21 protein-coding genes are annotated in these 21,875 nt (G+C 65.0%); 9 read left to right on the forward strand and 12 right to left on the reverse strand.

Annotated features, from left to right (window positions below; genetic code table 11):
- Positions 1–45 precede the first annotated feature (45 nt).
- From AC07NT_RS17310 to asd, 3 genes are all read right to left on the reverse strand, one after another.
- Positions 46–858: a hypothetical protein gene (locus tag AC07NT_RS17310; RefSeq protein ID WP_498599784.1), complete on the reverse strand. Its 813-nt coding sequence runs from the start codon at positions 856–858 to the stop codon at positions 46–48.
- 214 nt (positions 859–1,072) lie between these two features.
- On the reverse strand, positions 1,073–2,227 hold the full coding sequence (locus AC07NT_RS17315; protein WP_498599782.1) for an aminotransferase class V-fold PLP-dependent enzyme: 1,155 nt from the start codon (positions 2,225–2,227) through the stop codon (positions 1,073–1,075).
- 24 nt (positions 2,228–2,251) lie between these two features.
- The gene (gene asd, locus AC07NT_RS17320; protein WP_498599780.1) at positions 2,252–3,091 is read right to left on the reverse strand and encodes an archaetidylserine decarboxylase; all 840 of its coding nucleotides are present in this window, start codon (positions 3,089–3,091) and stop codon (positions 2,252–2,254) included.
- 80 nt (positions 3,092–3,171) lie between these two features.
- Here asd and AC07NT_RS17325 point away from each other — a divergent pair, with 80 nt between their 5' ends.
- Both AC07NT_RS17325 and AC07NT_RS17330 read left to right on the forward strand, forming a co-directional pair.
- Positions 3,172–4,674, forward strand: a complete 1,503-nt coding sequence (locus AC07NT_RS17325) for an FAD-linked oxidase C-terminal domain-containing protein (RefSeq protein ID WP_498599779.1) — start codon at positions 3,172–3,174, stop codon at positions 4,672–4,674.
- Between the two features lie 26 nt (positions 4,675–4,700).
- Positions 4,701–5,666 (forward strand): Bug family tripartite tricarboxylate transporter substrate binding protein, encoded by a 966-nt coding sequence (locus AC07NT_RS17330; protein WP_498599777.1) that lies wholly within the window; start codon positions 4,701–4,703, stop codon positions 5,664–5,666.
- 29 nt (positions 5,667–5,695) lie between these two features.
- Here AC07NT_RS17330 and AC07NT_RS17335 read toward each other — a convergent pair whose 3' ends face one another.
- On the reverse strand, positions 5,696–7,672 hold the full coding sequence (locus AC07NT_RS17335) for a methyl-accepting chemotaxis protein (protein WP_498599776.1): 1,977 nt from the start codon (positions 7,670–7,672) through the stop codon (positions 5,696–5,698).
- 134 nt (positions 7,673–7,806) lie between these two features.
- On the opposite strand from AC07NT_RS17335, the gene AC07NT_RS17340 reads away from it, so the two are divergent.
- On the forward strand, positions 7,807–8,445 hold the full coding sequence (locus AC07NT_RS17340) for a dienelactone hydrolase family protein (protein WP_498599774.1): 639 nt from the start codon (positions 7,807–7,809) through the stop codon (positions 8,443–8,445).
- A 9-nt stretch (positions 8,446–8,454) separates the two neighbouring features.
- Here AC07NT_RS17340 and AC07NT_RS17345 read toward each other — a convergent pair whose 3' ends face one another.
- Positions 8,455–9,075 (reverse strand): phosphoribosyltransferase, encoded by a 621-nt coding sequence (locus tag AC07NT_RS17345; RefSeq protein WP_498599773.1) that lies wholly within the window; start codon positions 9,073–9,075, stop codon positions 8,455–8,457.
- 27 nt (positions 9,076–9,102) lie between these two features.
- Between AC07NT_RS17345 and rocF the strand changes: the two genes are divergently transcribed.
- Entirely contained in the window at positions 9,103–10,032 is a 930-nt protein-coding gene (gene rocF, locus AC07NT_RS17350; protein ID WP_498599772.1) for an arginase, read from the forward strand.
- Here rocF and AC07NT_RS17355 read toward each other — a convergent pair.
- The 3 genes from AC07NT_RS17355 to AC07NT_RS17365 form a co-directional block, all read right to left on the reverse strand.
- Positions 10,009–12,831, reverse strand: a complete 2,823-nt coding sequence (locus AC07NT_RS17355; protein ID WP_498599771.1) for a putative bifunctional diguanylate cyclase/phosphodiesterase — start codon at positions 12,829–12,831, stop codon at positions 10,009–10,011. The genes rocF and AC07NT_RS17355 overlap by 24 nt on opposite strands.
- Positions 12,832–12,851: 20 nt before the next feature.
- Positions 12,852–13,334, reverse strand: coding sequence for a prepilin-type N-terminal cleavage/methylation domain-containing protein (locus AC07NT_RS17360; RefSeq protein ID WP_498599770.1), 483 nt, complete (start codon positions 13,332–13,334; stop codon positions 12,852–12,854).
- A gap of 155 nt (positions 13,335–13,489) precedes the next feature.
- On the reverse strand, positions 13,490–14,173 hold the full coding sequence (locus AC07NT_RS17365; protein WP_498599768.1) for a YggS family pyridoxal phosphate-dependent enzyme: 684 nt from the start codon (positions 14,171–14,173) through the stop codon (positions 13,490–13,492).
- 49 nt (positions 14,174–14,222) lie between these two features.
- Between AC07NT_RS17365 and AC07NT_RS17370 the strand changes: the two genes are divergently transcribed.
- The 3 genes from AC07NT_RS17370 (at position 14,223) to AC07NT_RS17380 (ending at position 17,445) form a co-directional block, all read left to right on the forward strand.
- Positions 14,223–15,266 (forward strand): type IV pilus twitching motility protein PilT, encoded by a 1,044-nt coding sequence (locus AC07NT_RS17370; protein WP_498599767.1) that lies wholly within the window; start codon positions 14,223–14,225, stop codon positions 15,264–15,266.
- Positions 15,267–15,336: 70 nt separating this feature from the next.
- Positions 15,337–16,473, forward strand: coding sequence for a PilT/PilU family type 4a pilus ATPase (locus tag AC07NT_RS17375; protein WP_498599765.1), 1,137 nt, complete (start codon positions 15,337–15,339; stop codon positions 16,471–16,473).
- 66 nt (positions 16,474–16,539) lie between these two features.
- A complete protein-coding gene (locus AC07NT_RS17380) occupies positions 16,540–17,445 on the forward strand; it encodes an NAD(P)-dependent oxidoreductase (RefSeq protein ID WP_498599763.1) in 906 nt (301 codons plus the stop codon).
- Positions 17,446–17,477: 32 nt separating this feature from the next.
- Here AC07NT_RS17380 and AC07NT_RS17385 read toward each other — a convergent pair whose 3' ends face one another.
- From AC07NT_RS17385 to AC07NT_RS17395, 3 genes are read right to left on the reverse strand one after another with little or no spacing between them, the layout of a single operon-like run.
- Entirely contained in the window at positions 17,478–18,143 is a 666-nt protein-coding gene (locus tag AC07NT_RS17385; RefSeq protein WP_498599761.1) for a BON domain-containing protein, read from the reverse strand.
- On the reverse strand, positions 18,140–18,739 hold the full coding sequence (locus AC07NT_RS17390; protein WP_498599760.1) for a phosphoheptose isomerase: 600 nt from the start codon (positions 18,737–18,739) through the stop codon (positions 18,140–18,142). The genes AC07NT_RS17385 and AC07NT_RS17390 overlap by 4 nt, the downstream gene beginning before the upstream one ends.
- A 54-nt stretch (positions 18,740–18,793) precedes the next feature.
- Positions 18,794–19,186, reverse strand: a complete 393-nt coding sequence (locus tag AC07NT_RS17395; RefSeq protein WP_498599758.1) for a YraN family protein — start codon at positions 19,184–19,186, stop codon at positions 18,794–18,796.
- Here AC07NT_RS17395 and rsmI point away from each other — a divergent pair.
- Together rsmI and AC07NT_RS17405 are read left to right on the forward strand one after the other, a co-directional pair.
- On the forward strand, positions 19,186–20,100 hold the full coding sequence (rsmI, locus tag AC07NT_RS17400) for a 16S rRNA (cytidine(1402)-2'-O)-methyltransferase (RefSeq protein WP_498599756.1): 915 nt from the start codon (positions 19,186–19,188) through the stop codon (positions 20,098–20,100). The genes AC07NT_RS17395 and rsmI overlap by 1 nt on opposite strands.
- Positions 20,097–20,582 carry a low molecular weight protein-tyrosine-phosphatase gene (locus AC07NT_RS17405; protein ID WP_498599755.1) on the forward strand — a complete coding sequence of 162 codons (486 nt, stop codon included), beginning with the start codon at positions 20,097–20,099 and terminating at the stop codon, positions 20,580–20,582. Before rsmI ends, AC07NT_RS17405 begins: the two co-directional genes overlap by 4 nt.
- Here AC07NT_RS17405 and AC07NT_RS17410 read toward each other — a convergent pair.
- A complete protein-coding gene (locus AC07NT_RS17410; RefSeq protein WP_498599753.1) occupies positions 20,573–21,862 on the reverse strand; it encodes a Glu/Leu/Phe/Val family dehydrogenase in 1,290 nt (429 codons plus the stop codon). The genes AC07NT_RS17405 and AC07NT_RS17410 overlap by 10 nt on opposite strands.
- Positions 21,863–21,875: the final 13 nt, after the last annotated feature.

Below are 21,875 nucleotides of genomic sequence, written 5' to 3' on the forward strand. Positions count from 1 at the left end.
ACGGAGAACAACTCAGGTTTCCCGAGCAATCGCACGGTGTGATTACTAGTCCGCCCTATAGAGCACCCATCCTTCAAAGCTCCGCACGAAGTAAAGCTCGGAGATTGCTTTGCCCTTGAATTTATAGACGAAACCAGACGTGCCGTCAGCCATGCGCAGGTTAACGTCAACGACATCCTTGGACGTCAGGGACTCCACTCCATCCCTTCCAAACAGGAATGTGTTTAACGCCGTTTTGCCTGTGATCTGCTCAACAATGGGACCGTCGACAAGTGAGAAGCTGGACGAAATGCTTTCCGCAATTCGATAGTAGTTTTTCGCGCGGATGTTCTGCAAGAATGCATCCAGATCTGGGCGTTCACCGACCTGAGCCGGACCGCTAAACACGATCTTGATGCTCGTGACCTTGTTTTCTTTTTCCTCGAAGCTGAGGTTGTCGCCGAAATAATTGATATAGGTGTTGGGAATGGACTTCTTCGTCTTGAGATCCTCTGCCTGCTTGCGTTGACTCGGCTTACCCAGCTTCTCAATTGCCATTCTTGCGTCTGACCCAAGATTGATGCCATCAAGCCCCATATTCTGTGGGTTTCTTTCGCCTGCTATCTGAACGGAAACGATGAGATCAGGCCTTGCTTTGTCCGTTTCGAAGAAAACGTTGTGGCCATCTCGCCGATATGCATAGGCCTTCCAACCATCATCAAAGGAAAAAACCTTATCCGGCTCTCCGAATTGCTGCTTGGTGAATCTCAACTCCTGGCCAATTTTGAAGCCATACAGCGTGTAGTAATTTCCGGCGGTAGATTCAAAACTCAGAAGTAAAAGACCATAGAACGCGATGGTCGAAATGAGATGCTTCATGGTGCGATGACCCTCCCTTTGTTAGCTGACTATGCTGTCATACCTTCGGCAGATCGTCCACAGTCGTATCCCTCATAGAGGATATGAGCCACAGCTTTGCGCGTTGAGCTCTTGGGTGACGCCGGTGCCCGTCGTGCCAGTGAACACTTAGTACATATAAACAAAAAGCCCCGACTCTTTCGAGTCGGGGCTTTTTGATGTGCAGTGAACGAGATCAGGCCGCGGCAGCCACCTTCTCCTTGAACCCCATCTTGTCCAGCGCGTCAGCCAGCTGCTTCACGCTGCGGTCCGGATTGTGCAGCTTGTCCAGGCCGAAGAGACCGATGCGGAAAGTGCTGAAGTCGGCCGGTTCGTCGCACTGCAGGGGCACGCCGGCGGCGGTCTGCAGGCCCAGACCCAGGAATTTCTTGCTGTTCTGCACTTCGGGGTCGGTGGTGTAGCTCACCACCACGCCCGGGGCCTTGAAGCCCTCGGCGGCCACGCTGACGAAGCCGCGGCTTTCCATCAGTTCGCGCACCTTGGCGCCCAGGGTGATCTGCTCCTGCTTGACCTTGTCGAAACCGTAGGCCTTGGTCTCGCGCATCACCTCGTCCAGTCGTGTCAGGGCGTCGGTGGGCATGGTGGTGTGGTACATGTGGCCGCCGTTTTCGTAGGCCTCCATGATCTGCAGCCACTTCTTGAGGTCGGCCGCGAAGCTGGTGCTGGTGGTGCCTTCGATGGCCTTGCGGGCACGCTCGCTGAGCATGACCATGGCGCAGGCGGGCGAACCGCTCCAGCCTTTTTGCGGGGCGCTGACCAGGATGTCCACGCCGGTGGCCTGCATGTCCACCCACATGCAACCGGAGGCGATGCAGTCCAGCACGAACAGGCCGCCGACTTCATGCACGGCATCGGTGACCTTCTTCAGGTAGTCGTCGGGCAGCATCATGCCGGCCGCGGTTTCCACGTGGGGGGCGAAGACCACGTCGGGCTTCTGGGCCTTGATGGTGGCCACGACCTCGTCCACCGGACAGGGCATCCAGGAAGCCTGCGAGCCGGTGCCGACACGACGGGCCTTGAGCACCGTGGACTGGGCCGGGATGCCGCCCATGTCGAAGATCTGGGTCCAGCGGTAGCTGAACCAGCCGTTGCGGATGACCAGGGTTTTCTTGCCGGTCGCGAACTGGCGCGCCACGGCTTCCATGCCGAAGGTACCGCTGCCGGGGACCAGCACCGAGGACTTGGCCTTGTAGACTTCCTTGAGGATGCCGGAGATGTCCTTCATCACGCTCTGGAAGCGCTTGGACATGTGGTTGAGGGCGCGGTCGGTGTAGACCACCGAGAACTCGAGCAGTCCATCGGGATCGACGTTGGGCAGAAGACCTGGCATATAAAACTCCGTTATCTCAGACAGTTAATCTGCCATTTTCTCACCAAGCCGGACCAGGCGTGTTGCAGCCCAGCCCGGGTTGAACCCCAGGGAAACCCGGGGCCAGAGCATGACCACGGTGGAACCCAGCAGGAAACGGCCCATTTCTTCACCTTTTTTCAGGCTAATGCCCTGACCTTCGTAGTGCCATTCGGTCACCCGAGGCCGGCGCGGCGGGTTGACCACGCCATGCCAGACCGTCGCCATGCTGCCCACAATGGTGGCCCCCACCAGCACCAGCACCAGGGGGCCCTGCGCGGTGTCGAAGACACAGACCACCCGCTCGTTGCGGGCAAACAGGCCCGGTACGCCACGCGCCGTGGTGGGGTTGACCGAGAACAGGTCACCTGGCACGTAGGTCATGCGCATGAGCGTGCCGTCGCAGGGCATGTGGATGCGGTGGTAGTCGCGCGGGCTCAGGTAGAGCGTGGCGAAATGGCCGTTCTCGAACTGCGCGGCCAATGCGGCGTCACCGCCCACCAGGGCCGCGATGCTGTAGCGGTGGCCCTTGGCCTGGAAGATCTGGTCGCGCTCGATGGCACCGAACTGGCTGATGGCGCCGTCCACCGGGCAGATCCAGCGGGCGGGGGCCAGCGGGCGGGCGCCTTCCTTGAGGGCCCGCGTGAAGAATTCGTTGAAGCTGGCGTAGTTGGCCGGATCGGGGTTGGCCGCCTCGGCCATGTTGACGCCGTAGCGGCGGATGAAACGGCGGATGATGGCCGTGGTCACGCCCCCCATCTGCGAGCCGGCGACCAGGCCGGCGAAGGAGGTGAGCGCCTTTTTCGGCAACAGGTACTGCGGCAGCACCGCAAGACGATCGGACATGGGCAGCTGCCACCGGGGCATGGATAAGGAAGTGGTGAATTATAGGGAAGCGGGCCTGGGCTGGGCCTAGAATTGCCCGCATGAACGCCCCCGCCTCGGCCCCCCAGATCGATGCCCTGCAGCGCAGCCAGCGCCAGGCCCAGGTGGTACCGGCCCTGCTGGCGGTGCTGCCGGCGCATGCCCTGCTCTGGCAGGCCGAGGACACCACCCCCTACGAATGCGACGGCCTCACGGCCTACCGCCAGCGCCCCCTGGCCGTGGCCCTGCCCGAAACCGAAGCCCAGGTGCAGGGTGTGCTCAAGGCCTGCCATGCGCTGGGCGTGCCCGTGGTGGCACGTGGCGCGGGCACCGGCCTGTCAGGCGGCGCCATGCCCAACGCCATGGGCGTAACCCTGTCACTCGCCAAATTCAACCAGATCCTCAAGATCGACCCCGTCAGCCGCACGGCCGTGGTCCAGGCCGGGGTACGCAACCTGGCCATCAGCGAGGCCGCCGCACCCTACAAGCTCTACTACGCGCCAGACCCTTCGAGCCAGATCGCCTGCACCATCGGCGGGAACGTGGCCGAGAACTCTGGCGGTGTGCATTGCCTCAAGTACGGCCTGACCGTGCACAACGTGCTGAAAGTCCGCGGCTACACGGTAGAAGGCGAGCCGGTGGAGTTCGGCAGCGAGGCGCTGGATGTACCGGGTTACGACCTGCTGAGCGTCTTCATCGGCAGCGAAGGCATGCTGGCGGTGACGGTGGAAGTGACCGTGCGCCTGATCCCGAAACCGCAACTGGCGCGCTGCATCATGGCCAGCTTCGACGACGTGCGCAAAGCCGGCGACGCGGTGGCCGCGGTGATCGCAGCGGGCATCATCCCGGCCGGCCTGGAGATGATGGACCAGCCCATGACGGCTGCCGTGGAAGACTTCGTGCACGCGGGTTACGACCTGAGCGCCGCCGCCATCCTGCTGTGCGAGAGCGACGGCACCCCCGAAGAGGTGGAGGAAGAGATCGGCCGCATGAGCGAGGTGCTGCGCCGCGCCGGCGCCACCGCGATTGCAGTCAGCCGCGACGAAGCGGAGCGCCTGAAGTACTGGAGCGGCCGCAAGAACGCCTTCCCGGCCAGCGGGCGCCTGGCGCCCGACTACATGTGCATGGACTCGACGATTCCGCGCGCGCGACTGGCCGACATCCTGTTGGCCATCCAGGAGATGGAAAAGAAGTATGCGCTGCGTTGCCTCAACGTCTTCCACGCGGGCGATGGCAATCTGCACCCGCTGATCCTCTTCGATGCGAATGACCCGGACCAGCTGCACCGCTGCGAGCTCTTCGGCGCCGACATCCTGGAGACCAGCGTGGCCATGGGCGGCACGGTCACAGGCGAACACGGCGTGGGCGTGGAGAAGCTCAACTCCATGTGCGTACAGTTCAGCCGAGAGGAAAACGAGCAGATGCTGGGGCTCAAACGCGCCTTCGATCCGATGAGCCTGCTCAACCCCGGCAAGGTGATCCCCACGCACAACCGCTGCGCCGAGTACGGCAAGATGCTGGTACGCGCCGGCAAGATCGCGCACCCGGACCTGCCCAGATTCTGATTTTCATTTCAACCAGGAGCCTTCCCATGTTTCTCGCCTCCACACGACGCCGCCTCGTCCTGGCCGCCACCGGCCTGCTCCTGTCCTCGATGGCCCTGGCCGAACCCGCCACGATCAAGCTCATGGTGGGTTTCCCGCCCGGCGGCGGCACCGACGCCATCGCCCGTGTGCTGGCCGAGAAGCTCAAGGACCAGCTGGGCGCGAACGTGATCGTCGACAACAAGGCCGGCGCCGGTGGCCAGCTGGCTGCGCAGGCCCTCAAGGCCGCGCCGGCTGACGGCTCAGTGCTGTTTCTGTCGCACGATCACACCATTTCCATCGTGCCCCTGGTCATGAAAAACGCCGGTTTTGACTCGGCGCAGGACTTCGTGCCGGTGGCGGGTTTCGCGACCTTCGTCAACGGCCTGGCGCTCTCTGGCGGCACACCGGCCAAAAGCTACAAGGAGTACGTGAGCTGGGTAAAGGGCAAGGGCAAGGACACCGTGGGTGTGCCCGCGCCGGCATCGGTGCCCGAATTCCTGGTCAAGGTGATCGGCCAGAAGAACGGCCTGGACCTGCAGGCCGCGCCCTACCGCGGCAGCGCGCCCATGATGGGCGACATGCTGGGCAACCAGATCGCGGCGGGCGTGGGCTCGGTGCCGGACTTCATCGAGAACCACAAGGCCGGCAAGATCCGCATGGTGGCGGTGATGGGCGCCAAGCGCCAGGCCATCCTGCCCGATGTGCCGACCTTTGCCGAACTCGGCCTGGCCGGCTTCGAAGACGTCCCCTACTACGGCATCTTCGCGCCCAAGGGCACACCCAAGGCCCTGCTGGACCGCTACTCGGAAGCGCTGGCCAAGGTCATCGCCATGCCCGATGTGCACGATCGCCTGACCGCCATGGGGCTGAGCGTCGGCCATATGACGTCGGAGCAGCTGGGCACCCGTGAACGCGCCTACAGCCAGAGCTGGGCCCGCATCATCCAGGCCAGCGGCTTCCAGGCCCAGTAAGCCCGGCTTCCCGGCACCACCGCTGGGTGCTAGACCTTGAAGACCGACACGGTCTGCACCAGCTCCTGCGCCTGAGTGCGCAGGCTGCTGGCCGCAGCGGCCATTTCCTCGACCAGGGCCGCGTTCTGCTGCGTAGCTTGGTCCATGTTCGTCACGGCCTCACCCACCTGAGCCACTCCCTGGCTCTGCTCGGCGCTGGCCGAACTGATCTCGCCCACGATGTCGGTCACGCGCCGGATGGCCGCCACCACCTCGTTCATGGTGGCGCCGGCCTGATCGACCTGGGCGCTGCCCTGCTCGACGCGGGTGACGCTGTCGGTAATCAGGTTCTTGATCTCCTTGGCGGCCTCGGCGCTGCGACCGGCCAGTGAGCGAACTTCAGAAGCCACCACGGCAAAACCACGACCCTGCTCGCCGGCACGGGCGGCTTCCACGGCGGCATTGAGCGCCAGGATATTGGTCTGGAAAGCGATGCCATCGATCACGCTGATGATGTCGTGGATCTTGCGGGCGCTGTCGTTGATGCCCTTCATCGTGTCCACCACCTGGGCCACCACCTCGCCGCCCTGCACCGCCACGGTGGATGCACTCTGGGCCAGCTGGTTGGCCTGCCGGGCGTTGTCCGCGTTCTGGCGCACGGTGGAGCCCAGCTGCTCCATGGATGCGGCGGTCTGCTCCAGCGCACTGGCCTGGCTCTCGGTGCGCGCAGACAGGTCGGTATTGCCCTGGGCGATCTCGGAGCTGGCCGTGGCCACGCTCTCGCTGCCTTGGCGCACGGCCTGCACCACCTTGGCCAGGCTGCTGCCGATGCGGTTCATCGCACTCATGAGCTGGCCCAGTTCGTCGCCGCGCGTGTTGGCCACCCGCACGGTCAGATCGCCCTGGGCCAGGGCATCCGCCGTCTGAGTGGCCTGCCCCAGGGGCCGGATGACAGTGCGCCGGATCAGAAAGTAGAGCGCGCCCGAGATCAGCAGCACCATGGCCACGCCCATCAGGCCATAAAGCAGGCGCTGGCGGCGCACGTCGGCGGTGAATTCCTCGATATAGGTCCCCCCGGCAACCACCCATTCCCAGCCTGGGAAATGGACAAAGGCGGCGACCTTGTCGCGCGCCTGGGTCTCGCCACGTTCCTTGTTGATCCAGGGGTAGTGGATGACACCGTTCTTGCGCTCCATGATCTCCTTGAGGAATTCACGGCCGCTGGAGTCCTTGCTGTCGAGCAGGATCTTGCCCTCGGAAGTCGGGTGGATGACAAAACGACCGTAGTTGGCCCCGGGCCGCGAGTCCATGATGTAGAAATAGCCGGTCTCGCCGATCTTGAGACTGCGAATGGTGGTCTTTAGCTGGTTCAGATAGTCGCTGTAGTCCAGGCCGATGAAGGACAGGCCGACGACCTGGCCCTGGGCGTTGCGGATCGGGTCGTACTGGGTGATGTAGGGCTTGCCGAACAGCACCGCCGGGCCAGCATAGGTCTTACCCTCCAATGTGGCCTTGTAGCCGGGATGGCCGCGGTCCAGCAGGGTGCCGATGGCGCGCTCGCCCTTGTCGTTCTTGAGCGAGGTCGTGACGCGGATGAAGTCTTCGCCCGTCTTGGCAAAGACCGTGGCCACGGCGCCGGTACCCGCCGTGAAACTGTCGGCGGTCTCGAAGTTCATGTTGATCACCTGCCCGTCCAGCTTGAGCGTGGGTGCGGGCTTGCCGTTGACCTCGGTGATCGCGGGATCGAGCTCGAACTGCCCCTTGAGACGGGCCTGGAAAGCCCGGGCCAGCGCGGTCGCGCGCAAGCGCAAATCCTTGTCCGAAGCGTCGATGAGGTCCACGATCAGTCGGGTCTGGGCGTTCAGCTCCTCGACCGATCGCTGCTCGGCGGTACGCGTCAGCGTATAGCTGATGGTCGCGACGAAAATCAGGATCATCAAGCTGATGATCAGGAAGATAGCCATCGCCAGACGCAGCGACAGGCTCAGATTGAGCCAGCGGGCCACAAGACTTTGCTCCGACTGCATGGCGTCTCCTCGGTTTTGGCAACCTAGGTGGCATTGTGCATAGGCTGTGGCTTTTGTCCACGTACGCGCTTGGCGCCGCAGTTGACGCGCGCCGCGCCGCGCAGTACTGTTATCCGCCCGGGCCTACCTTGACCATGACCCACGAACTGCTGCGCATCCCAGCCGACGACGTGCACCTTGAAGGCCTGCTGGAACTGCCGGCCGATGCACGCGGCCTGGTGCTTTTCGCGCACGGCAGTGGCAGCAGCCGCCACAGCCCGCGCAACAACCATGTGGCACGTATGCTGCACACGCAGGGCAGCGGCTCACTGCTGCTGGACCTGCTGACCCTGGGCGAAGAGCTGGATTACCACACACGCTTCGACATCAGCCTGCTGACGCACCGCCTCCTGGTGGCAAGCGCCTTCGTGATGCAGCACACACCAGCCAGCCGCCACCTGCCCATCGCCTATTTCGGCGCCAGCACCGGTGCGGCGGCCGCGCTGCAAGCCGCGGCTGCGCTGGGTGATGAGGTGCAGGCGGTGGTCTCGCGCGGCGGCCGTGGAGACCTGGCCGGCGCCCATGAGCTGGGCAAGGTGCGCGCACCCACCCTGCTGCTGGTAGGTGGTGCCGACTACGAGGTGCTGCAACTCAACCGAAAGGCCTACGAGAAGTTGTCCTGCGAGAAGGAGCTCGCCGTGATACCCGACGCCACCCACCTCTTCGAGGAGCCCGGTGCCCTGGATGAAGTGGCACGGCGGGCCACACTCTGGTTCGGGCAGCATTGGCATTGATCCGGACGCTCAGGCTCGCAGCAAGGCGATGACTTCGTCGTCCTCGACTTGGTCAAAGTTCCGGTAAAACTGACCCACCGCCTGGAACCGCTCCGGCGCTTCCAGGCAGACCACCTCATCCGCCAGCGGCCGCACCTTATCGAGAGTGTCGGGCGGCGCCACCGGCACGGCGCAGACCAGCCGGGCCGGCTTTTGCTGGCGCAGACCATGCAAGGCGGCGATCATGGTGGCGCCGGTGGCCAAGCCGTCGTCGACGACGATCACCGTGCGCCCGGCCGGCTCCATGTGCGGCCTCAAAGGCGTGTACTGTGCGCGCCGCTGCCGGATGGTCTCCAACTGCTTGCGTTTTTCCTGCTCGATGTGTTGCGCGTCGGCGCCAGCGCTGGCCGCGAAAGGAGCGATGTAGGTCCAGCCGCTCTCGTCGACAGAGCCAATCGCCAGTTCCGGCTGCCAGGGTGCGCGCAGCTTGCGCACCAGCACCACATCGAAGTCACCCTGCAGCTCGGCAGCGATGAACTTGGCCATGGACACTGCGCCACGCGGAATGGCCAGCACGAGGGGCTTCTGTCCCCTGTAGGCCTTGAGCTGCGCTGCCAGGCGTTGCGCGGCTTCATCACGGTCACGGAACATTGCGCACCTCCGCAGCACAATACAGGCATGCCATTGAAGCACGAAGTCAGCCTCGTCGGTGCCCCCGCGGACGCTGGTGCCAGCCGCGCCGGAGCCCGGTACGGGCCGCCGGCCCTGCGCGCTGCCGGGCTGGCGATCGTTCTGCAGCGGCGCGGGGTGGCCGTGCACGACGCCGGCGACCTCACCGGCCCGCGCAACCCGGAGCAGCCACCCGTCGATGGCTATCGGCACCTGGGGGTCGTAGGCCACTGGTGCCAGAGCGTGCACGATGCGGTACTGGCCGAATTGACCTGTGACCGGTTGCCGCTGCTGATCGGTGGCGACCACAGTCTGGCCATCGGCTCCATCAGCGCGGTGGCGCGTCATTGCCTGACCGTCGGTCGGCCGCTGCGCGTGCTTTGGTTCGACGCGCATGCCGACTGCAACAGCCGAAGCACCAGCCCCAGCGCCAACCTGCACGGCATGCCGGTGGCCTGCCTGCGCGGCATCGGCCCTCCGACGCTGACGTCCCTGGCCGGCAGACGGCCCGCGCTGGCGGCAAACCAGTTGCACCTGATCGGCGTGCGTAGTGTGGACCCGGGGGAAGCGGGGGTGATCAGCGCACTGGAACTGGAGGTCAGCGACATGCAGACCTTGCGCGCACAGGGTGTCGACGCCGTGATGGCGCGCGCCCTGGCGGGCCTGAATGACAACGCGCACCTGCATGTGAGCCTGGACCTGGATTTCCTGGACCCTTCCGTCGCACCCGGGACGGGCCTGCCGGTGGCCGATGGCGCCAGCCTGGCCGAGGCCCACGCCTGCCTGCAATGGATACGCGACAGCGGCCGGCTGGGTTCGATGGACGTGATGGAACTCGACCCGACGCGAGACCCGTCGGAACTCACGGCGCGGCGCGTGGTGGATCTGCTCGCGGCCTTGCTGGGCCGGCCCGGCTCAGAAGATCTCGGCGGGGCGTGAAGGGGTAAGCCAGCTTTCGAGCTCGTCGGCCGCCAGCGGTTCGCTGTAGTAGTTGCCCTGGGCCTGCTCGCAGCGCCAGATACGAAGCAGCTCGGCCTGCTGCTCATGCTCCACGCCTTCAGCCACGACCGTCTTGCCCAGGGCGTGCGCCAGGGCAATGATGGAGTGCACGATGCTGCCAGCGCCGTCACTGCGACCCAGGTCACGGATGAAGGAGCGATCTATCTTCAGGATGTCGATGGGCAGGCGTTGCAGATGGCTCAAGGAGGAATAACCGGCGCCGAAGTCGTCCAGCGCAATGACCACACCGGTCCGTTTGATCCGGCTCAGCTGCTCACCCACCTCCTCGATGTTGTTGAGCAAGGTCCCTTCGGTGACCTCGAGTTCGAGCGCAGCCGGCGTGACCTGGCCGGCGTCCAGCGCCTGCCGCAGCTGCTGGCCCAGGCGCCCGGACGTGAGCTGGCGGCCCGAGACGTTGACGGAAACGGCGATACGGTAACCCGCCCCCTGCCAGCGCCCCAGCTGCTCGCAGGCCTGGTGCAAGACCCAACCACCGATCTCGTCGATCAGGCCGACCTCCTCGGCCAGCGGAATGAACTTCTCGGGGCTGACCTCACCCAAATCCGGATGCTGCCAGCGCAGCAGGGCCTCGACGCCCGTGAGTTTGCCGTCAGCCAGGCGGATCCGCGGCTGGTAACGCAGGGAGAACTGGCCGCGCGGGATGGCCAGTCGCAACTCCCGCTCCAGCACGGTCTGTTCCTGCTGGGCCCGATTCATGCCCTCCTCGAAGAAGATGATGCGTCCACGCCCCGTGGCCTTGGCCCGGTACATGGCCATGTCGGCCTTCTTGAGCAATTCAGGCGCAATGCTGCCGTCGTTCGGGAAGATCGCCACGCCAATGCTGGCGCCCACATAGCTCGTGCCGCCGTCGATCAGGAAGGGTTCGGCCATCAGCCCCAGCATCTCTCCCGCCAGGCGCGCGGCCTGCTGCGCGTTGCCCAGGCCGGGCAGCAGCACGACGAATTCGTCGCCGCCCATGCGGGCCACGGTATCACCCTCGCGCGTCGAGGAGATCAGGCGCTCGGCCACCTGGCACAGCAGGCGGTCCCCGACGTCATGCCCCAGACTGTCGTTGACCTTCTTGAAACGATCGAGGTCCAGGAACAGCACCGCCAGCTGCTTGCCGTTGCGTCGTGTGTGGGCCATCTCTTGGTTCAGGCGCTCGACCAGCAGTTGCCGGTTGGGCAAGCCGGTCAGTCCGTCATGGTAGGCGCGGAACTTGAGCTGCTCGTCGCGGGCGTGCGCGGCCAGCGCCACACCGATACGGTTGACCAGGTCGCGCGCCTGCTGCACCAGCTCGTTGCTGAACTCGCGCGACTCCATCAGGCCGATGGCCAGCAACCCGCTGACCTGCTCGCGCCAGAAGATGGGCAGCACCAGGATGCGGCGCGCACCGGCATCGGCCACCATGGACAGGAAATCCGGCAAGTCGCCGCCGCCCACATCGAACCACAAGCCGTCGTAGTCGCGCGCCAGCTGCTCCAGCAACCAGGGCTCCAGCTTGCTGGGCACCTTGGACGTCATGTCGCTCTCGCCAGCATAGAGGTGCACGATGCCGAAGTCTGCGGCCTGCTGGTCGAACACCACCATACTGGTCACGGCATTCGGCCAGAGTTCGTGCAGGCGCTCCTGCACGCGGGTGATGACACGCTCCATGTCCGCGCGCGAGAGGATTTCCTGGTCGATCTCCCCCAGAGCGCGCAGCGTGCCGATCTGCCGCCCCAGGCGCGCAGCCATGCGGTTGAGCGCCTGGGCCAGTTGGCCGAATTCGTCGTCGCGGCTCACGACGACCGGCTGGTTGAATTCCTCCCGCGCGATGCGTCGTGTGCCCTCAATCAGGCGCTCCAGGGGCACCAGCGTGCGTCGCAGCTGTACCCCGCTGAGCAGGGCCACCAGCAACAGGGTCAGCACCACGATGCCCAGGAAGACATAGGCCAGGCGGTTCAGGCCAGCATCGCTGGCGCCGCGGGGGCGCAGGGTGACAACAGTCCAGTCGTCCTGTACAAAACGGGCACGCAGAAAGAGGCTGCGGCGGTTGTACTGCCACTCGCCGCTGTCGCTGATCACCGTCGTGTCCGCTGCCTTCGCCGCGGCCTCGACGGCAAGCGGCGCGAGCTGCGGGTCCGAGCAGTAGAGGACATGTCCCCCGGCATCGAGCACGCATGCCTGGGTCCCGAAGGCCAGCTCTTCCGGATCACCCCACACATGCTCGGGCACCAGTTCAGCCAGCAGCAGCCCCGTTGCGGGGTCTGCCGGATCGATGCGCGTCGCCAGCTGGAGGCGGGCGGGCATCGCATCCCGTTGCGCCAGCAGCACGCTCTCCGCGCGCGCCATGTGGGCCTGCACCTGCGGTTCCCGCAGCAGCGGATCGGGGGGAAGCGTCTCGGCGCCTCCTGCCGTCACCTGCGGGAACGAATCGATCCGCCGGAACACCTTGCCCGTCAACTCCGCATCGGCCTTGAGCACCGGCAGGCCCTGGCGCAGGCCAGCGGCCTGCACGCTGAGCATGAAATGCGCGCCCAGCAGCCGCTCGTACAGGCCGCTGGCATAGTTGCCGCCTTCCATGGCGAGCTGACGCTGCACGTGCTCCTGGTCCAGCCTGCGCATATGGCTGTAAGCCAGCAGCGCCAGCAGCAGCGCCGGCACCAGGGCCGACAGCAGGAACAGCAGAAACACCCGTCGGGCCACCTGGCTGCGCAGGAACAGACCCTGGATGGGAAGTTTCAGAAAGGACAGCATGGAAGGGTCTCTGGTCCGCGTCAATGCGTGTAATCGGCCGCCAGACCGATGAACGCGCCGTCATTGGCACGTACGACGTCATCGAGACTCACCTTGTTCGTCAGCTGGGTCTTCGAGTCGCCATCCTTGCCCAGGCTGTACAGATCAAAGTCGGAGTTGAGCGGGTTGAGCTTGCGGTCCTTGCGCGCCATGCCCTTGCCCGGCAGACTGGCCAGTTCCTGGTAAATATAAGGACGGCCCCAGGGGTCGAGTAGCCCGGCGTTGCCGACCTCGGCCAGCGAGGCCGGATAGCTGCCTTTGTTAAGGTAATAGTCCCTGACCAACACCTGCAGAACCGTGATGTCTTGGATGGCATGCTTCTGCTTGATCCGTTCCTGGTAACTTTGGTATTTCGGCAGGGCGAGGGCCGCCAACACCCCGACCATGGCCACCACGAGCATGAGCTCGATGATGGTCATTCCGGACGATCGACGAGGCGCCTGGGCGGCAAGCTTGGGGTGCATGAGGGTCTGGTGGGTCGGTCTGTAATTTTATGTAACAAGGGCAGGCCTGCCCAGCGGGTTAGCCCACCCACTCCCCCACGCATGTGATTCCGTGACTTATTGCACGTTCCGGGGCCCCAGCCATCCGGACCAGGCCCCCAAGCCCAGCGCAGGGTCTAGCCGCGGCCGCCAAAAATGGCAGTGCCCACACGCACCAGGGTGCTGCCGGCATGGATGGCAGCCTCCAGATCTGCCGTCATGCCCATGGAGAGCGTGTCCAGTGGCAGGCCTGCGGCGCGCAGTTCCTCATACAGCGCATGGGCATGCAGAAACACCGCCTTCGTGGTCTCGAAATCCGGCTGGGGGTCGGGAATGCACATCAGGCCGCGCAATTGCAGGCGCGGCAGCGTCGCCACGGCACGCGCCAGCGCCGGTGCTTCTCCAGGCGTCACGCCGGACTTGCTGGCTCCGCCGTCCACATTGACCTGGAGACAGACCTGCAGGGGCGGCAAGCTCGCCGGACGCTGATCGCTGAGTCGTTGAGCAATCTTGAGCCGGTCCACCGTCTGGACCCAGGCGAAGTGCTCGGCCACCAGGCGGGTCTTGTTGCTCTGGACCGGGCCGATGCAATGCCATTGCAGGGTCAGATCGGCCAGCACCGCCATCTTGTCCACGGCTTCCTGGATGTAGTTCTCGCCAAAGGCCGTCTGGCCGGCCGCATGGGCCGCACGTACCGCCTCGGGCCCGAAGGTTTTGGAGACCGCCAGCAGGCGGACCGTGGCGGGATCGCGACCGGCCGCATGACACGCGGCAAGGATGCGGGCATGAACGGCTTGGAGCTGGGCGGCAATCACGGTCATAATTGTTATGCAAGCGTAGCAAAAGACGACTCAAAGGATAGAGGGACACGTGGACATTACCCAACTGTTGGCATTCAGCGTCAAAAACAAGGCTTCCGACCTGCACCTCTCCGCAGGCCTCCCCCCGATGATCCGCGTCCACGGCGACGTGCGCCGCATCAACGTCGACGCCCTGGGGCACAAGGAAGTGCACGCCATGGTGTACGACATCATGAATGACACCCAGCGCAAGAACTATGAAGAGTTCCTCGAGGTCGACTTCTCCTTCGAGATCGACGGCCTGGCGCGCTTTCGCGTCAATGCCTTCAACCACAACCGTGGCGCCGGCGCCGTGTTCCGGACCATCCCGAGCAAGATCCTGACGCTGGAGCAGCTCAACGCCCCCAAGATCTTCGGTGACCTGGCCCTCAAGCCACGCGGCATGGTGCTGGTGACCGGCCCCACAGGCTCGGGCAAGTCCACCACCTTGGCCGCCATGGTCAACTACCTCAACGAAACCGAATTCGGCCACATCCTGACGGTAGAGGACCCGATCGAGTTCGTGCACGAATCCAAGAAGTGCCTGATCAACCAGCGTGAGGTCGGCCCCCATACCCTGAGCTTTGCTGCCGCCCTGAAGTCGGCGCTGCGCGAAGACCCGGACGCCATCCTGGTGGGCGAAATGCGCGACCTGGAAACCATCCGCCTGGCCATGACCGCGGCTGAAACCGGCCACCTGGTGTTCGGCACCCTGCACACCTCCAGCGCCGCCAAGACCATCGACCGGATCATCGACGTGTTCCCGTCCGAGGAAAAGGAAATGGTCCGCGCCATGCTGTCCGAATCGCTGCAGGCCGTGATCTCGCAGACCCTGTGCAAGACCAAGGACGGCCAGGGCCGAGTAGCGGCACACGAAATCATGCTGGGCACGCCCGCCATCCGCAACCTGATCCGCGAGGCCAAGGTCGCGCAGATGTACTCCAGCATCCAGACCGGCAACAATGTGGGCATGCAGACGCTGGACCAGAACCTGACCGAACTGGTCAAGCGCAACGTCATCAGCGCGGCGGAAGCCCGTGGCAAGGCCAAGATCCCGGAGAACTTCCCCGGCTGACGCCGTGGAGGTAAGAACAACCCACGCGTCCCGCCGTTGAGGCGGGGTGCACCAGGAAGGAGGTGCTCTCATGGAGCGCGACCAGGCAACCAAATTCATCAACGACCTGCTGCGATTGATGATCAGCCGCAACGGCAGCGACCTCTTCATCACAGCCGACTTTCCGCCCGCCATCAAGGTGGACGGCAAGATCACCAAGGTTTCCCCCCAGCCCCTGAGCTCGGCCCACACCATGGCGCTGGCGCGCTCGGTCATGAACGACAAGCAGGTCGCAGAATTCGAACGCACCAAGGAGTGCAACTTCGCGATCTCGCCGCCCAATGTCGGCCGCTTCCGTGCCAATGCTTTCATCCAGCAGGGGAAGGTCGGTCTGGTGCTGCGGGTGATTCCCGCCGTGCTGCCCACCATCGATACCCTGGGCGTGCCGCAGATCCTCAAGGAAGTGACCATGGCCAAACGCGGCCTGTGCATCATGGTGGGCGCGACCGGCTCGGGTAAGTCGACCACGCTGGCCGCCATGGTGGATTGGCGCAACGAGAACTCGCAGGGCCACATCATCACCGTCGAAGATCCCGTGGAGTTCGTGCACCCGCACAAGAACTGCGTGGTCACGCAGCGCGAAGTGGGCCTGGACACCGACAGCTGGGAAATCGCGCTGAAGAACACGCTGCGTCAGGCGCCTGACGTGATCCTGATGGGCGAAATCCGCGACCGCGAAACCATGGAACACGCCGTGGCCTTCGCCGAAACCGGCCACCTCTGCCTGGCCACCCTGCATGCCAACAGCGCCAACCAGGCGCTGGACCGCATCATCAACTTCTTCCCCGAGGAGCGCCGGCCGCAACTGCTGATGGACTTGTCGCTCAACCTGCGCGCCCTAGTGTCGCAGCGCCTGATCCCCAAGCAGGACAGCAAGGGCCGTGTCGCTGCTGTGGAGATCATGCTCAACTCTCCCCTGATTTCGGATCTGATCTTCAAGGGCGAGGTCTCCGAGGTCAAGGAGATCATGAAAAAGAGCCGCAATATCGGCATGCAGACCTTCGATCAGGCCCTCTTTGACCTCTACGAGAGCAACCAGATCACCTACGAGGATGCACTGCGCAACGCTGACTCGCTCAACGACTTGCGTCTGCAGATCAAGCTCAACAGCCAGCGCGGCAAGTCGCAGGATCTGGCCGCCGGCACCGAAAACCTCGCGATCGTCTGAGGGTCTTCAGCCCACCCATGGTCTGGTGCCTCAAACACCAGACCATTTTCTTTTCAGGAGCACATCATGCCCAGCCTCAACCCCAAGACTTACGAATCCACTCCTGCGCGCAAGATTGCCTTCCTGGGCCTGGGTGTGATGGGTTATCCCATGGCCGGGCACTTGGCGCGCGCCGGGCACCAGGTCACGGTCTACAACCGCACCGCCGCCAAGGCCCAGACCTGGGCGAAGGAGTTCGGCGGCCAAGCCGCAGCCACACCCCGCGAGGCGGCTGCCGGCGCCGAGATCGTCTACGCCTGTGTGGGCAACGACGATGATCTGCGCAGCATTGTGCTCGGAGACCAGGGCGCCTACGCCGGCATGCAAGCCGGCGCGGTCTTCACCGACCACACCACGGCCTCGGCTGAAGTGGCCCGTGAGTTGTATGCCGCGGCGCGTGAACGCGGGCTGCATTTTGTTGACGCCCCGGTTTCGGGTGGTCAGGCCGGGGCACAAAACGGCATGCTCACTGTGATGTGCGGCGGTGACCAGCCCGCCTTTGACGCGGCCAGACCGGCAGCCATGGCTTATGCGCGGGCGTTCACCCGCATCGGCGACAGCGGGGCGGGTCAGCTCGCCAAGATGGTCAATCAGGTCTGCTGCATCGGCGTGATCCAGGGCTTGGCCGAGGCCGTGGCTTTTGGTCAGCAGGCCGGGTTGGAAATGAATCTGGTGCTGGACGTGATCGGCAAGGGTGCCGCGCAGAGCTGGCAGATGGACAACCGCGGCAAAACCATGGTGGCAGACCAGTTCGACTTCGGTTTTGCCGTGGACTGGATGCGCAAGGACCTGGGCCTGGTGCTGGACGAGGCGCGCCGCAACGGTGCACGCATGCCGGTGACTGCCCTGGTAGACCAGTTCTACGGTGATGTGCAGGAGATGGGCGGAGGACGCTGGGACACTTCGAGTCTGGTGCGCCGTCTGCGCAAATGAAGTCCGCCGGCCTGCACAGGCCGGCAGGACACTTACATCGGCCGGCCGCTGGCAGCAGGAGCGCTCGGCCCGCCCGAGGTGGTCGGCTGGGATTGCATCTCCAGCAGGTCTTCCTCGGTGATGATCTCGAACAGGCGCACGACCTTCTGCACGCCGTTGGTACGGCGCGCCAGGTCGGTGGCGCGATCGGCCTCGCGCAAGGTCACGCGGCCCAGCAGGAAAACCGCGCCACGCTCAGTCACCACCTTGAAGGCGCTGGCGCTGATGTCCTTGGCGTCGATCAGATTTGACTTGACGCGACCGGTGACCAGCGCGTCGGACGAGCGCTGGGTCAGCGTGGAATGGCCCAGCACGGCCAGTTCGTTGACGATGGAACGTACGTTTTCGATGCGCGACACCACCTGCTCGGCCAGCTGCCTGTCCTGCTCGTTGGGCACCTCACCGGTCAGCAACACCTGGCGGTTGTAGCTGGTGATGTTGATGTGCACGCGTTCGCCCAGATGCTCACGCAGACGGGCGCTGCCACGCGACTCAATGCGCTCGTCCTCGAGCTGCGAACCCGCAGTACGGCGATCGGCCGCCGACATGCCCGTCATGACGGCCCCGCCCACCAGCAGCGGCGCGCAGGCGCTCAGACCGGCACCTGCCGCCACAGCCAGCAGCCAAGCCAGGGTGAGACGACGCACTTCTTGCTTCATGACTTGTTTTCCTGTTCCCCGAGCAACTGGTGATCGACCCCGTCGCAAATGCAGTGCAGCGCCAGGATATGGACTTCCTGGATGCGCGCCGTGCGCTCATGCGGCACGATGATGTGTACATCGGTCTCGCGCAGAGCACTGGCCATCTTGCCGCCATTGCGACCGCTCAGGCCCACCACCACCATCTCGCGCTCGTGCGCTGCGTCGATGGCGGCCAGCACATTGGCCGAGTTGCCGCTGGTCGAGATGGCCAGCAGCACGTCACCGGGCTGGCCCAGGGCACGCACTTGCCGCGAGAACACGGAGTTGAAGTCGTAATCGTTGGCGATCGCCGTCAGGATGGAGCTGTCGGTGGTCAGCGCGATGGCGCCGAGTTCGGGGCGTTCGCGCTCGAAACGGCCGACGAACTCGGCCGAGAAATGCTGGGCATCGGCCGCCGAGCCACCGTTGCCGCAGGCCAGCACCTTGCCACCGTTGGTGACACAGGTCAGCATGGCCTGTACGGCCGCCGCGATGGGCTTGCTCAGGACCTGTGCAGCCTGGTACTTCAGGTCGGCGCTGTCGATGAAGTGTTGTTCAATGCGTTGCTCAAGCATGGCGCCTATGATAACCGCCGTCTGCCGCCCCCTGTGTTACAGGGGCCACTGTCTTTACCCCGCATCGAAAGCCGCCTGCAACCACTGCAGAGTCTCCCCGTCCAGGGCGACCACATCAAAGCGGCAGGGTGGCGGCGCCTGCCAGCGCAGCAGGTAGTGACGCGCTGCCAGCAGGATACGCCGCTGCTTGGTGGCGCCCACGCTGGCCGCCGCTCCGCCATGCCCGGCGCCGGACCGCTGGCGCACCTCCACAAAGACCAGGGTGCCATCGGTTGCCTGCATGATCAGGTCGATCTCGCCGCCGCCGCGCCCCGGCGTCCGATAATTGCGTTCCAGCAGGCGCAGGCCGGCCGCCTGCAGATGCTGCAGGGCCTGGATCTCGGCGACCTCACCGGCCCGCCGGGTACTGGGTTTGCCGGCTGCCGCCAGCCATTTGGGGAACACCATTGAACGCTACCTACGCCTCCGCCCTGACCGCCGCGCATGACGCGGCTGCTGCCCAGCATTATCCGCAGGGTGCGCTGTACGTGGTGGCCACCCCGATCGGCAACCTGGCCGACATCACGCTACGCGCCCTGCACGTGCTGCAACTGGTTGACGCCCTGGCCTGCGAAGACACCCGCCACACCCAGAGCCTGCTACGCGCCTACGGCATCGAGCGCCCCTCGGCAGCCCTGATCGCCCTGCACCAGCACAACGAGGCCGAGGCCGCGCAACTGGTCCTCACCCGCCTTCAGGCTGGCGAGCGCCTGGCCTATGTCAGCGACGCCGGCACCCCCGCCATCAGTGACCCGGGCGCACGCCTGGTCGCCGCGGTGCGCTCGGCAGGCCTGCCCATCGTGCCATTGCCCGGCGCCAGCAGCGTGACCGCTGCACTCAGTGTGGCGGGTGTGGTCGACGAAGCGGGCGCCTTCGTGTTCGCGGGCTTCCTGCCGGCCAAGGCCGGTGAGCGCACGGCTGCGGTGCAGGCCCTCGCCGGCGAGCCACGGGCCGTAGTGCTGCTGGAAGCGCCCCATCGCATCGCGGCGCTGGCCGGCGCGCTGGCCCTGCTTGGCACCCGACCCCTGACTGTCGCGCGCGAACTGACCAAGCAGTTCGAGCAGCTGGCCACCCTGCCGGCGGCGGAACTGGCAGGGTGGCTGGCCGCTGACGAAAAACGTGAACGCGGCGAATTCGTGCTGGTGCTGCACCCGTTGCAGGCGCAGGAAAGCGGGAACGGCCCTGACCTGCGCGTGCTCACCCTGCTGCTGGCCGAGCTGCCACTCAAGACCGCGGTGCGCCTGGCAGCCGAGATCACGGGCGCGCCACGCAACACCCTGTACGAGGCCGCGCTGCAGCTCAAGAAGGACGAGAGCGCATGAAAGCCTACGCCGTCCTTTTCGTCTGCATGGGCAATATCTGTCGCAGCCCGACCGCACACGGTGTGTTCCGCCACCAGCTGCTCGCGTGCGGTTTGGCAGCGCAGGTGCAGGTCGACTCGGCAGGCACGCACGGATACCACGCCGGCCGGCCGCCCGATGAACGGTCGCAGGAACATGCAGCCCAGCGCGGCTACGACCTGTCCGACCTGCGGGCGCGACAGCTGCTGCCGCAGGATTTCGAACGGCACGACCTGGTCCTGGTCATGGACCGCGAGAACCTGGCCTACGCCCGCGAACTCTGTCCGCCCAACCATTTGCACAAGCTGCGCCGTTTCACCGAGTTCTGCCGGCAGCACGAGGTCCAGGTGGTACCCGACCCCTATTGCGAGGGGGCGCAGGGTTTTGAACTGGTGCTGGACCTGGTCGAGGATGCCAGCGCCGGCCTGTTACAGCACGTGCGGCAGCAATTGCATCAAGGATAGAGGCCGCGCAACTCCCGCGCCTCCAGCACGCGCGTGCAGGCGATCACGAAGGCCGCCGTGCGCAAAGGCAGCTTGCGCTCCTGGGCCAGATCCCAGATCGCACGGAAAGCCTCGCTGAGTGCACGGTCCAGGCGTGCGTTGATATCGGCCTCGGTCCAGAAGAAGGACGAAGCGTTCTGCACCCACTCGAAATAGCTCACCGTCACGCCGCCAGCATTGGCCAGCACATCGGGCAGGATGATGGCGCCGCGCGCCAGCAGGATGTCCTCGGCCTGCGGTGTGGTCGGCCCGTTGGCGCCTTCCACTATGAGCTTGGCCCGAATGCGACCGGCGTTCTCGGCGGTAATCTGGTTCTCCAGCGCGGCCGGCAGCAGGATCTCGCATTCCACCTCCCAGAACGTTGCGGGGGCGATCTGCTCGACACCCGGAAAGTCCAGCAGCGTGCCCTGGCCTGCGGCCAGAAACTTCATCAGTGCGTGCGGGTCGATGCCGTCGGGTTTGTAAATGGTGCCGGCCACGTCCTGGATGGCCACGATGCGTGCGCCGTTCTCGTGCAGCACCCGCGCCGCGGCGTTGCCCACATTGCCGAAACCCTGTAACGCCACACGCGCACCCTTCATCTCCATGCCCAGGCGCTGCATGGCTTCGCGCGCCACCACAAAGCAGCCGCGCCCTGTGGCGTCGCGCCGTCCCAGGCTGCCGCCCAGGGACAGGGGTTTGCCCGTCACCACGCCCGGGCTGGTGGAACCCACGTTCATGGAATAGGTGTCCATCATCCAGGCCATGACCCGCTCGTTGGTGTTGACGTCGGGTGCGGGGATGTCGCGATCGGGCCCGATAATGATGCCGATCTCGCTGGTATAACGGCGTGTAATGCGTTCGAGTTCGCTCAGCGAGAGTTGTTTCGGATCCACACGGATGCCGCCCTTGGCGCCGCCATAGGGCAGATTGAGCGCGGCGTTCTTCACCGTCATCCAGCCCGCCAGGGCCATCACCTCGGACAATGTCACGCCCGGGTGGTAACGCACACCGCCCTTGCCCGGCCCGCGCGAAACGTTGTGTTGCACGCGATAACCTTCGTAATGGTGCACTGTGCCATCGTCCATATGAATGGGCACATCGACGATAAGGGCGCGCTTGGGTCGGCGCAGGGTGTCAGCCCAGACGCTGAGACGACCCAGGTGCGGCAGCACACGGTCCACCTGCTCCAGGTAGGTCGCCCAGGGCCCGAGATCATCGGGATTCAGGTAGGAAGGAAGGGCGTTCGGGCTGCTGCTCATGGGGACTCCTGTT

This window comes from Hylemonella sp. GW821-FHT10B10 (assembly GCF_059415585.1).